Origin of the sequence: Arthrobacter russicus, assembly GCF_031454135.1 — a bacterium.
Classification (GTDB): domain Bacteria; phylum Actinomycetota; class Actinomycetes; order Actinomycetales; family Micrococcaceae; genus Renibacterium; species Renibacterium russicum.
Genome location: NZ_JAVDQF010000001.1, coordinates 2823161 through 2835261, shown reverse-complemented (window position 1 = coordinate 2835261; position 12101 = coordinate 2823161). Strand labels below are relative to the sequence as shown.

12 protein-coding genes are annotated in these 12101 nt (G+C 65.0%); 8 read left to right on the top strand and 4 right to left on the bottom strand.

Annotated features, from left to right (window positions below; genetic code table 11):
- Positions 1-107: 107 nt before the first annotated feature.
- From JOE69_RS13225 to JOE69_RS13215, 3 genes are read left to right on the top strand one after another with little or no spacing between them, the layout of a single operon-like run.
- Positions 108-1502: a PspC domain-containing protein gene (locus JOE69_RS13225; RefSeq protein WP_309799444.1), complete on the top strand. Its 1395-nt coding sequence runs from the start codon at positions 108-110 to the stop codon at positions 1500-1502.
- Entirely contained in the window at positions 1499-1804 is a 306-nt protein-coding gene (locus tag JOE69_RS13220) for a hypothetical protein (protein ID WP_309799442.1), read from the top strand. Before JOE69_RS13225 ends, JOE69_RS13220 begins: the two co-directional genes overlap by 4 nt.
- A gap of 9 nt (positions 1805-1813) precedes the next feature.
- The gene (locus JOE69_RS13215; RefSeq protein WP_296364249.1) at positions 1814-2062 is read left to right on the top strand and encodes a PspC domain-containing protein; all 249 of its coding nucleotides are present in this window, start codon (positions 1814-1816) and stop codon (positions 2060-2062) included.
- Between the two features lie 21 nt (positions 2063-2083).
- Here the strand turns inward: JOE69_RS13215 and aqpZ are convergent, their stop codons facing one another.
- Positions 2084-2860: an aquaporin Z gene (aqpZ, locus tag JOE69_RS13210; protein ID WP_309799440.1), complete on the bottom strand. Its 777-nt coding sequence runs from the start codon at positions 2858-2860 to the stop codon at positions 2084-2086.
- A 210-nt stretch (positions 2861-3070) separates the two neighbouring features.
- Here aqpZ and JOE69_RS13205 point away from each other — a divergent pair, with 210 nt between their 5' ends.
- Positions 3071-4093: a 6-phosphofructokinase gene (locus tag JOE69_RS13205; protein ID WP_309799438.1), complete on the top strand. Its 1023-nt coding sequence runs from the start codon at positions 3071-3073 to the stop codon at positions 4091-4093.
- 56 nt (positions 4094-4149) lie between these two features.
- On the opposite strand, the gene ygfZ is transcribed toward JOE69_RS13205, so the two are convergent.
- From ygfZ to JOE69_RS13190, 3 genes are all read right to left on the bottom strand, one after another.
- Positions 4150-5232, bottom strand: a complete 1083-nt coding sequence (ygfZ, locus tag JOE69_RS13200) for a CAF17-like 4Fe-4S cluster assembly/insertion protein YgfZ (RefSeq protein WP_309799436.1) — start codon at positions 5230-5232, stop codon at positions 4150-4152.
- A 28-nt stretch (positions 5233-5260) separates the two neighbouring features.
- Complete coding sequence (locus JOE69_RS13195; RefSeq protein WP_296364254.1) at positions 5261-5878, bottom strand: heme-binding beta-barrel domain-containing protein; 618 nt, start codon at positions 5876-5878, stop codon at positions 5261-5263.
- A 148-nt stretch (positions 5879-6026) separates the two neighbouring features.
- Entirely contained in the window at positions 6027-6761 is a 735-nt protein-coding gene (locus JOE69_RS13190; protein ID WP_296364255.1) for a permease, read from the bottom strand.
- 179 nt (positions 6762-6940) lie between these two features.
- Here JOE69_RS13190 and JOE69_RS13185 point away from each other — a divergent pair, with 179 nt between their 5' ends.
- The 4 genes from JOE69_RS13185 to JOE69_RS13170 all read left to right on the top strand — a co-directional run bounded on the left by JOE69_RS13185 (position 6941) and on the right by JOE69_RS13170 (position 12076).
- Entirely contained in the window at positions 6941-7639 is a 699-nt protein-coding gene (locus JOE69_RS13185) for a winged helix-turn-helix transcriptional regulator (RefSeq protein WP_296364256.1), read from the top strand.
- A gap of 165 nt (positions 7640-7804) precedes the next feature.
- Complete coding sequence (gene mshD / locus JOE69_RS13180) at positions 7805-8836, top strand: mycothiol synthase (protein WP_309799433.1); 1032 nt, start codon at positions 7805-7807, stop codon at positions 8834-8836.
- 52 nt (positions 8837-8888) lie between these two features.
- On the top strand, positions 8889-11129 hold the full coding sequence (locus JOE69_RS13175; RefSeq protein ID WP_309799431.1) for an RNA degradosome polyphosphate kinase: 2241 nt from the start codon (positions 8889-8891) through the stop codon (positions 11127-11129).
- Positions 11129-12076, top strand: coding sequence for an NUDIX hydrolase (locus JOE69_RS13170; protein WP_309799428.1), 948 nt, complete (start codon positions 11129-11131; stop codon positions 12074-12076). Before JOE69_RS13175 ends, JOE69_RS13170 begins: the two co-directional genes overlap by 1 nt.
- Positions 12077-12101: the final 25 nt, after the last annotated feature.

Here is a 12101-nt window from a genome sequence, read left to right as displayed (position 1 = left end):
TTCAAGCACGTTCAGGGCCCCGAGGAGCTGTCTCTGGGGGTGTCTTCAGGGTTGAATCAGGGGATCCCCGGATACCCCCGGACACCGGTGCCGAGCAGGATTGAAGCATGAGCGAACAGCAACCGGGCCATTACGGCCCCCCTTCGAGGAATTACCGTCCTGCCGATTCCGGCCCGGGCCAGCCCACGGAACCGCTCGGCGGCACTCCGCCCGGCGACCCGCGTCCCGGAGTTCCCTCCGGCGGCCAGGCCAGGGAACAGGCCGACCGGTTCTTCGATTGGATTCGCGGTCTGCAAATCACTCGCGGCCAGGACCGTTGGTTCGGCGGGGTGGCCAGCGGCCTGGCGCACCGGCTCGGCGTCGACCCGATCATTGTCAGAGGCCTGCTGGTCGTCTTGACCCTCTTCTTCGGCCTCGGCGTCTTCGCCTATGGCGTGGCCTGGGCCTTGCTGCCCGAACCGGATGGCCGGATCCATGCCCAAGAAGTCAGTTACGGCCGGTGGAGTTCGGGCATGACCGGAGCGGCAATTTTCACCGTGCTCGGCATGACCCCGCTATGGCGCGGCGCGCTGTCCCTGGTCTTCGGTGCCCGGGACTGGTGGTTCCCTTGGCCGCTACTCTGGGTCGGCGGCATCGTCGGCGTCATCGTCTGGGCGGTCAACTCGGGCCGGAAGAACCGTTCCGGCCAAACAGGGTCCCCGACGCCGGCGCCGGCGGCCGCGAGCGGGGCTGCTCCGATGACCGCGCCGGCACAACCCTACCGGCCGGCGGATCCAGGGGCCGCCTATGCTCCGCCGACTCAGCCCTATCAGACGTTCCAACCGGTGCCGCAGCATACTGCGCCGGTCTTCCGCCCGGAGCGCGTGGTACCGCGGGCGCCCGGTCCGGGTGCCGCCACGATCGGCATCACCTCCGGGGCGGCGATCCTGCTGGCCGGCGCCATCTTCCTGGCAGACGTTGCCGGCTGGTTCCCGGATTCCAATGGATCGGTGGCGACTTTGGCTTGGGGCACGGCCGCAGTGGTCTGCGCCTTGGGCATCGTGGTCTGCGCGGTCCGCGGACGCAGCTCCGGGGTTCTGGGATTCTTCGCGGTACTGGCCATCGCGGTCTCCGCAGCTTTCGCGGTACTGCCTTCCAGCGGTAGCTGGGTCTTCGCCCGTTCCGCGACCTGGAGCCCGACGTCGGCCGAACAGGCCGAGCAGGGTTACAGCATGACTGCCGCGACCGGCAGCCTGGACTTGGCAGACCTGGGCAAACCGGGCAGCGATGTCAGCATCCCAGTCTACGTCAACGCCGGCAGCGCCAAGATCAGCGTGCCCAGCGACCTCCGGGTCGTGATCAATGAGCAGATGTGGATCCGCTCGCTCTACGTGAACGGCCAGAAGCTGAACAACTCAGTCCAGAACACGGTCGTCAATCCGGCCGCCACCGGCGGCACCGTCACCTTGCAAGTGCGCGGCACGGTGGGCGATGTCAGCGTCACCACCACGAACCCGAGATGAAAGAGATGATTCAGATGAGCACCGAGTTGAATTCCGACCCCCTGAGCGGGCAGCGCCGATCGGTGCGGGTGGGGACCCTGGTCTGGGGGGTGGTTTTGATCGCCGTCGCCACCCTGATCATGGTCGGCCGCTACACCGCCGTCGAGCTTGATCCGCGCCTGGTGCTGATCGCCCTGCTGCTGCTGGCCGGGCTCGCCCTGCTCGTCGGCGGGGTGCTCAGCGGAGCCGCCAAATCCCGGGAACGCAGCCGGAACGCAGAACCGTCCGCGGAACCGCTGACCCTGCCCAACGAAGAAAGCTAGGCTGGCGGCATGGAATCCTTTTACCGGACGATGCGATCACAACGACTGCGCCGCGGCCCCAAACGGCTGCTCGGCGGGGTGCTGGGCGGACTGGCCGCGGCGATGAACATCGATGTCGCCTGGGTGCGCATCGGCTTCTTGCTCTTCTGCCTGCTTCCTGGCCCGGCCTTCTTGCTCTACCTTGCGGCGTGGGCAATCGTGCCGGACCAGGATGGCGGAATCGTCATCGCGAAGCTCTTGGCCCGGAAACGGGCCTGAGCCGAAGCTGCGGGACGACGGTTATTTCTTGACCGAATCGAACAACAGCTTGAAGGTGAACCCGGCCAGCAAGGCACCGGCGATCGGAGCCACAATAAAAACCCAGACTTGGGAGATCGGCACGCTGCCGCCGAAAATCGCGGTCGCGATCGAACGCGCCGGGTTCACCGAGGTGTTGTCCACCGGGATGCTGATCAGGTGGATCAAGGTCAAGGTCAGGCCGATCGTCAACGGTGCGAATCCGGACGGCGCCCGGGCACTGGTGACACCGAGGATCACATAGACGAAGACCGCGGTCAGGATGATTTCGATCAAGAGCACCGAAACCAGATTGAATCCATTGGGCGAACCTTCGCCGTAGCCGTTGGAAGCGCCGGCGAATACCGAGGACTGGAATCCACCCGGGGCTCCGGCGACGATCGCGGCAAGCAACGCCGAGGCGATGACACCGCCGACCAGCTGCGCCACGATGTAGCCCAAGACGTCTTTCCACGCGAACCGGCCGGAGGCCGCAAGGCCTAATGTCACCGCCGGGTTGAAGTGGCCGCCGGAAATCGAACCGACCGCATAGGCGCCCGCCAGCACGGTCAGGCCGAAGGCCAGCGCGACGCCCAGGAAGCCGACCCCGAGCGGATTCCCGTCGCCGCCGAATTTCGCCGCGAAAATCGCGGTACCAGCGCCGCCGAAGACGAGGAGGAAAGTGCCGAAGACTTCGGCACCCCAACGTGCGCCCAGCGTGCTTTCCACGGTCGCGCTCGGACTCGCTACTGCAATTTCGACTTCTTCGTGCTTAGCCATTGAAGTCTCCGTTCTCTCTTTAGGGATCTCCGCAAATCCCCCCCAGTCTCGAAGATAACCGAAATCCCCTGTGTTCCCAGGCATTTCAGGCCGCGATTGCGCAACAAAAGTTGCCCAGATCACATCCTGCCGGAGAATTGTCTAGAATCTTCACAGAGCTCAATGGAGCGCTCCGCTCCTGACCACACTCCACTCGAGGATTGAGCCTTAATGAAGATCGGAATCCTGACCAGCGGCGGCGACTGCCCCGGACTCAACGCAGTGATCCGCGGCGCAGTGCTCAAAGGCATCAAAGTCCACGGCCAGGAATTCGTGGGCTTCCGCGATGGCTGGCGCGGCGTCGTCGAGGGCGACATCATGGATTTGCCCCGGCACAACGTGCGTGGAATCTCGAAACAGGGCGGCACGATCCTGGGCACGTCCCGGACCAACCCCTTCGACGAGGGCGGACCGGAAGTCATCAAAGCGCACTTGGAGCGGCTGGGCATCGATGCGATCATCGCGATCGGCGGCGAAGGCACCCTGGCCGCGGCAAAACGATTGACCGACGTCGGGCTGAAAATCGTCGGCGTGCCCAAAACCGTCGACAACGATTTGGACGCCACCGACTACACCTTCGGTTTCGACACCGCAGTGCAAATCGCTACCGAAGCCATCGACCGGCTGCGCACCACCGGGGAATCGCACCACCGCTGCATGATCGCCGAGGTGATGGGCCGGCATGTCGGCTGGATCGCGCTGCACGCGGGCATGGCATCCGGAGCGCATGCGATTCTGATCCCGGAACAGAAGGTCAGCATCGAGCAGATTGCCGACTGGGTCAATGAAGCCCACGAACGCGGCCGGGCGCCCCTGGTCGTGGTGGCGGAGGGCTTCGTGCCGGACCATTTGGAGACGCCGCATTCGGTCCGCGGCTTGGACACCTTCGGCCGGCCCCGGCTCGGCGGCATCGCGGACCAGCTGGCTCCGGAGCTCGAAGCGCGGACCGGCATCGAGACCCGGGCCACGATCCTGGGCCACATCCAACGCGGCGGGGTGCCGAGTGCTTTCGACCGGGTGCTGGCCACCCGGTTGGGCATGGCCGCGATCGATTCCGTCGTGGACGGCCGATGGGGCACCATGGTGTCCTTGAGCGGCACCGAAATCAAGCACGTCGGTTTTGAAGCTGCCCTGGGCAACCTCAAAACCGTGCCGCAGAGCCGGTACGACGAAGCAGCGCTCCTGTTTGGCTGAGCCCGCCTGGCACCGATGCAAAAACAGGTCAAAGGCACGGACCCAACGGGGCGCGGTTAGCGCACCGGCTTCAGGAAGCCCTTCTGCCGGCCGACCACTTGGCCGGCATCGGTCGTCACGATCAGTTCCTGCGCGGCAACGTAGGCCTCGGTGCCGTCGAGCACGGTCAGCTCCGCGGCCGGGTCGACATTTCGTTTCACCACGGCCAGGCCGATCGGCCCCATTTCATAATGCTGTGCCACTGAAGTGAGTGTTCCGACTTGACGTTCACCGAGTTGCACCGGGGACCCCGCTACCGGCATCGTGTGCTGCGATCCGTCGAGTTGCAAAAAGACCAGACGGCGCGGGGGGTGGCCCAGGTTGTGCACCCGGGCGACGGTCTCCTGCCCCTTGTAGCAGCCTTTGGCCAGATGCACCGCGGTACGCAGCAAATCGAGCTCGTGCGGGATCGTTTTTTCATCGGTCTCGGCGCCCCAGCGCGGCCGCCAGGCGGCAATCCGCAGCGCTTCCGCAGCCAGGCTTCCAGCCAAGGGCAGATCGGCGGCCACAGCATCCAGCAAGGGCAACGGCACCAAGTATTCGACCCACGGCCGGTCCGCACCGGGATGGCCCGCCTCAATCGAATACGAATAGCCTCCGACCGCGACTTCCGGCCAAGGATCCCGCCAAACCAGCAGCGCCGGCTCGACGCCCTGGAGCAAGGGGGCCGTTGCCGCCAACACGCCCCAATCCGCCGAAACGTCCGCGACCTCCACACGCAGCATGAACTTCATCGAGGTCAACCACGCGGCCAGCCCGGCCGCCTCCGGTGCCTCGACCAACAACCAGGCAGTCGCGCCGTCGTCGATGATCCGGGCGTCGAACTCGATCCGGCCCTGCACGCTCAGCAGCAAAAGTTCCGCGGAATCGCCCGGAGCCAGTCGGGAAACATCCTGCGAGGAAAGCGTGGTCAACCAACTCAGCCGGTCCGCGCCGCCGACCGTGACCACGCCGCGCTGCGAAAGGTCCACGACCGCGCGGCCTTCGGCCAACGCTCGTTGCTCGCGCATCGGGTCGCCGTAGTGGGCGGCGACACCGGCATCCAGGCCGGCAGCTTCAACCGCACCGGGCCGGGACAATAACGCGCTCTGATAACTCATACCAGTGCCAACCCCGCCGTCTGGCGCACTATTCCGCCGCGTCGGGGGCTGGAAGCTTCTTCAGAATCGCCGAGGCATGGGCTTCGAGCGAATTGCCTTCTGCCGCGACGTCCCACCGCCAGAACAGATCCCCATTGACCAGGCCGAAGATCCGGGTTGCCGCAGTGTAGTCCTTGGCTCCCTCCCGGCGCATCACCGCGTCGGTGGCCAATTGGATCTGCGGGCCGGTGATGGTGCCGTAATAAAGCTCGGAAATGCCACCGGGATGCACGATCGTGGCGGTGATGTCGAAACCGCCGGAATCGTTGCGCAGCGCTTCGACGTCGTCTGCCGTGGTCAGCGCGGGGACGATGTCCGCCGGGATCAGCCCGGGGCCGCCATCGGCGTCGCCGAGCTTGCGGTCCAGCGCCCAGAACCCCATCTCCACGCTCAACGGGCGCAGCGTCATGCCGTCCTCGTCGGTCAGCCAGCTTTCCGCGACGTATTCGAGGTAAGGCAACCCGTTGGACCGGAAGCTCACGCGTTGGAAGAAGTGTTCCGAGTCCGCTTCACCGCTGCCCAATCTGCCGCGGCCTTCCCACTGGCCGATGAGCCAGGAGAGCGGAACCAATTCCGGGGTCAGATCCGTGGGAATCTCGATCGGCATAGTGGCTACTTCTGACCTTTGAACAACCGCCAGACGACCAGACCCGCGAACCAGGCAATTGTCAGACCGGCAATCACCAGCAGAACAATGAAGAAGATTTCCAGAGCGAGTATCGACATGGCTTCATCTTATCGCGGTCGGATGACGCTCAAGTCACCAGCAGTTTGTCGATGAAATAAACCATCGCACCGAGCGAAAGCACCGGCGCCAGACCCATCGCCACGGCACCGGCGACATGGCCCAATGGGGTTGCGATATTGGCCAGCCTGCGGAAACTGAGAAGTACCGCGGCAATCACTGCACCGATCACCGCAGCGGGCAGGATGTGCAGATCGGAGAACAGCAATGCGGCGAGCGGGCCGGCCAGCGCGCCGAGCAGCAAGCCCAGCGGCGCAATGATCCGGTCCGGCCAGGGGATCATGCTCAGCAACAACACCACGACGGCGCAGATCCCGGCGATCCAGGTCATCGCGCTCTCTTGGGTGAACCGGTGGGCGGCGATCCAACCTGAACCCACCGAGGCGATGAACACCCCCACTACGCAGCCGAACGTCGATTCGAGCCGGTGGCTCTGCCCGGTGCCGCGGATCAGTTGGATCACGAAAACCGCGATGATCCCCAAAGCCATGATCACCGGCAACCCGGACAGGATGTCCGGCCCCGGGGCGAATCTGGCCACGAGCACCGACAATGAACCGCAGAGTGCGATCACTACGCCCAGGGTCTTCTTCGCCGGGACACCCAAATAGTGCGGCCAGCCATAACCGAACAACACGGAGAAGAGCACGCCGACGAACACGGACAATCCGGAAGGCCCATAGGAGGCGGCGACGATGGTGACCAAGCCGAGCAGCCCCGCCATGCCCACACTCCAAGTTTTCACATACTCATCCTGCCTTATCCGCGCCCGGTGTGTCCTCCCCGACGCTCGTAACCGACCCGGCGGCCGCGAGCGCTGAGGCTATACTCGAAGGCAATCGGTTTCGTCGGTCAAGCGCTGCAAGCGCCACGCAGAAGCCGAAGACGCCCGAAGATGCGCGCCTGAGCACATTGGAGGAAAGCATGTCCCACATCCTGATACTGACCAATAGCACCGGTTCTTCGGTGGACATCCTGCCTGCGCTGGAATTGCTCAATCACCGCGTGCACATCCTTCCTGCCGAGCCTTCGGCTTTGCTTGATGCGGAGCCGGCGGACATCATTTTGCTGGATGCGCGCAAGGACCTGGTCGGCGCCCGCTCGCTGACCCAATTGCTCCGCGCCACCGGTCCGGGCGCACCGCTGCTGCTGGTTCTCACCGAAGGCGGAATGGCAGCGATTTCCGCGACCTGGGCCGCCGACGACATCGTTTTGGAATCCGCTGGACCCGCGGAAGTCGAAGCCCGGTTCCGGCTGGCCATCGCGCGGACCCACGAGGAGACCGAGGACACCGGGCATGAGATCCGGGCCGCCGGCGTGGTGATCGACGAGACCTCTTACACAGCAAGGGTGAACGGTGCAGCCTTGAATTTGACCTATAAGGAATTCGAGCTGTTGAAGTACTTGGCGCAACACCCCGGCCGGGTCTTCACCCGGGCCCAATTGCTGCACGAAGTGTGGGGCTACGACTATTACGGCGGCACCCGGACCGTCGATGTGCACGTGCGGCGGCTCCGGGCGAAACTGGGTTCGGACCACGAAAACCTGATCAGCACCGTGCGCAATGTCGGTTATCGGTTGACCCTGCAACGGATTCCGGAGGAAGAGTTGTCCGAGGCCTGAACGCCCGGATCCCTTTGGTGGAGGACATACGGGTCGAACGTATCGAAGGCGTCCCAGTGACGCATCCCCCTGGCAGCCGCTTGCGGCCGTCCGACTACTATACCCGAAATCCTCGTTGCCGGATTCCGCTGGTCGCCTGATTCGTCCGGGCACTAGGCTTGCGGCATGACGAATGGGCCAGCCCAGAGTGCACAAGCCATCCCACCGAACCGTCCCGCCGCCAGGATCAGTTCTGCCGACGGCCTTCCGGAGCCCGGCGGGTTCGCGGAGTTCCGCGCGCTGGCCGACGCCGCCGAGGAAACCGACGGCCATCCGCCGTTTTCGGAACAGACCTTGGTCCGGCTGCGCCAGCAGCCGACCGCTGATCAGGTCCGACCGTGGCTGCTGCTCGGCTTCGTGCCGGACGAACCCCAGTCGGTGCCGGTCGAAACTCCGGGCCCGTTGGCCGGCGTCGCCGTGCTGCTCGCCGACGCCGACGGGGTTGGCGCAACCTTGGAACTCACCGTCCATCCGGTTTTCCGCAACCAGGGGATCGGAACCGCTCTGCTGGAACAGCTCCGTGAGGAGCGCGGATTCGCCGGCCTCCGGGCGTGGTCGCACGGCAACCACGCCGCGGCCGAGCGGCTCGCCGGACGCTTCGGCTTCCAACCGGTCCGCGAGCTGCTGCGTCTCCGCCTGGCCACCAGCGCCGGGACCGACCAGGCACCGGTCTGGCCGGACGGAGTACGGCTGCGGAGCTTCGTGCCGGGCCAGGACGAGCAGGCTTGGCTGGCGGTCAACGCCGCAGCCTTCGCCCACCACCCGGAACAAGGAGCCATGACGCTGAGCGATCTGCAGGCCCGGATGGCCGAGGATTGGTTCGATCCGGACGGCTTCCTGCTGGCCGTGGACGACGCGGACCAGGTCCTGGGCTTCCATTGGACCAAAGTCCACGCCGGGGCCAACGGCCACGCCGATCTGGGCGAGGTCTATGTCGTCGGCATCGCCCCCCAGGCCCAGGGAACAGGCCTGGGCAAAGCGCTGACCTTGGCCGGCATCGATTACCTGCACCGCCGTGGTTTGGCCGCGATCATGCTGTACGTCGACGCGGACAACACCGCAGCGGTGGCGTTGTACCGGAAATTGGGCTTCAGCCCATGGGACGCCGATGTCATGTACGGGCTTCCGGACGCCGCTGCCGGCGCAACAGTGGAGTAGTTGCGGCCCGCCGCTTGTAGGCTTGGTACTGAGCAACGAAAGCAGAGGAACCATGCAGGCCGAACCCACCGGAACAGCAATCACTTTACGGACCGGATCCGAGCGATTCGGCAGTTCCGAGGTGCCCGCTGCCCGCGCCACCCAGGACCGCATCGACATCCCGGAATTCGCCCCGAGTCTGATCCCGGACGGCGAAATCAGCGCGGACCGGTTCCTGGACCGCGAATTGAGCTGGCTGGCCTTCAACGCCAGGGTATTGGAGCTGGCTGAAGACCCGGACTTGCAGCTGCTCGAACGAATCAACTTCCTGTCCATCTTCGCCTCCAACCTGGACGAGTTCTTCATGGTCCGGGTGGCCGGGCTGAAGCGGCGCATCGCCACCGGTCTGGCGGTGCCCTCGCCGGCCGGGCTCAGCCCGATCGAAGTGCTGGAGCAGATCAGCGAGGAGGCGCACCGGTTGCAAGCCCGGCACGCACATGTCTTCGCGGACCAGATCCGGCCCGCCTTGGCCTATGAGCATTTCCACCTGGTGCGCTGGGATGAACTCGACGATGCCGCGAAAACCCGGTTGAGCAACATGTTCGCGGAAAAAGTCTTCCCGATCCTGACTCCGCTGGCCGTCGATCCGGCGCACCCGTTCCCCTATATTTCGGGCCTTTCACTCAATCTCGCCGTGGTGGTGCGCAATCCGGTCAGCGACAAAGAACTCTTCGCCCGGGTGAAGGTTCCGGACCAGCTGCCCCGGATGGTCGCCGTCGACGGTCCCCGGGCCGGCACCGTGCCCGGCCGGGTGGCCCGCTTCATTCCGCTCGAAGAAGTCATCGCAGTCCACCTGGACCAGTTGTTCCCGGGAATGGAGGTCTTGGAGCACCACACCTTCCGGGTGACCCGCAACGAAGACCTGGAAGTCGAAGAAGACGACGCCGAGAACCTGCTGCAGGCTCTGGAGAAGGAGTTACTGCGGCGCCGCTTCGGCCCGCCGGTGCGTCTGGAAGTCACCACCGATATCAATCCGAACATCAGGGCGCTGCTGGTGCGCGAGCTGGACGTCGAAGAGTCCGAGGTCTATGCCCTCCCGGCACCGCTGGACTTGCGCGGGCTGAGCGTGATCGCCAATATCGACCGGCCGGATCTGCGCTATCCGAAGCAGGTTCCGCACACCTCGCGGTATTTGAACGAATCGGAGACCTCGAAAGCGGCCAACGTCTTCGCCGCGATGCGCCGCAGGGACATTCTGCTGCACCACCCCTACGATTCCTTCTCCACCTCGGTGCAGGCGTTCCTGGAACAGGCTGCAGCGGACCCCAAAGTGCAGGCGATCAAGCAGACGCTTTACCGCACCAGCGGTGATTCGCCGATCGTCGATGCCCTGGTCGATGCCGCCGAAGCCGGCAAACAAGTGCTGGCCCTGGTCGAGATCAAGGCCCGGTTCGACGAGCAGGCGAACATCTCCTGGGCGCGCAAACTCGAACAGGCCGGCGTGCACGTGGTTTACGGCATCGTCGGACTGAAGACGCACTGCAAGCTTTCCCTGGTGGTCCGGCAGGAGCAGGACGGTTTGCGCCGCTACTGCCATATCGGCACGGGGAACTATCACCCGCGAACCGCCCGTTACTACGAGGATCTGGGCCTGCTCACCGCCGATGAACAGGTCGGCGAAGATTTGACCCGGTTGTTCAACCAGCTCTCCGGCTACGCGCCGAAGTCGACCTTCAAACGCCTCCTGGTGGCACCGCGGTCGGTGCGTTCCGGACTGATCGACCGGATCGAACGCGAAATCGTCAATGCCCGGGCAGGTCTGGCCGCCCGGGTCCAGATCAAGGTCAACTCGATGGTCGACGAAGCGATCATCGATTCGCTGTACCGGGCCTCGCAGGCCGGCGTCCGGGTCGACGTGATCGTCCGTGGCATCTGTTCATTGCGCCCCGGGGTACCCGGGCTGAGCGAGAACATCACGGTGCGCTCGGTACTGGGCCGGTTCCTGGAGCACTCCCGGGTTTTCACCTTCGCCAATGGCGGCCAGCCGGTGGTGTTCATCGGCTCGGCCGACATGATGCACCGCAACCTGGACCGCCGGGTCGAAGCCCTGGTGCAACTTTCGAACCAGGAAGACATCAGCGACATGGTCGCCCTGCTCAACCGTTACGTGGACGAGGGCACGTCGAGCTGGCATCTGGACAACCAAGGGATCTGGACCCGGCACCACCTGGATGCCGAAGGCGCCGCTTTGACCGATGTGCAGTCCTGGCTTTTGGCCAGCCGCGCCCGGCAACGATCGGCGTCCCGGCGGTAATGGGCAATCCGGTCACTCCCCCGGCCCCGGAGCAGGTTCCCGCAGTTTTGGCCGCCGGCGCGATCTGCTGGCGAATCCAGCAGAAACAACTCTGGGTTCTGCTGATCCACCGCCCGCGGTACAACGATTGGTCCTGGCCGAAGGGCAAACACGACGAAGGCGAAACCCTTCCGGAAACCGCGGTCCGCGAAGTCGACGAAGAAATCGGCGTCCAAGCGACATTGGGCATTCCGCTGCCGCACACCGATTACCAGGTGTCCGCCGGTTTGAAACGGGTCTATTACTGGGCTTGCGAGGTGGCCGAGCAAAAACCGTTGCCGGACGGCAAGGAAGTCGACGATGTGCTCTGGTGCACGCCGGACCGGGCCCGTGAACTGCTCAGCAATGCCACCGACATCGAACCGCTCGACGCGCTGGTGCGGGCGCATCAGGAGAAGGCGCTGCGCACCTGGTCGCTCTTGGTGCTGCGCCATGCCAAGGCGAAACCGCGTTCCTCCTGGAGCCGCGCGGAGGGCGACCGGCCGCTGGCCGCCACCGGGCAACGCCAGGCGGCTGCGGTGAAGCGGTTGCTGATGGCCTGGTGGCCCAGCCGGGTGGTGAGCAGCCCCTGGGCTCGGTGCGTGGCCACGATCTCACCGTACGCCAAAGCCAGCAACGCCAAGGTGAAGCTCGTGGACGCACTCACCGAAGCCAACCACCACCGCAAACCGGCCAAAACCGGACTCGCCCTGGAGGCCTTGTTCGACAAGCGCCGGGACGTGGTCCTGTGCACCCATCGACCGGCCCTGCCGACGGTTTTCGGCCAGTTGGCGAAACACATGGATTCCGGTCTGCGCAGAGCCCTGCCGCGCGAAGACCCGTATTTGAGCCCCGGCGAGGTCTTGGTCTGCCAAGTGGTCGGCGAACACATCGTCTCGGTGGAGCGGTACAAGCCCTTTGAAGACTGAACCCATGGCTCCGGCAGCCTGGCAT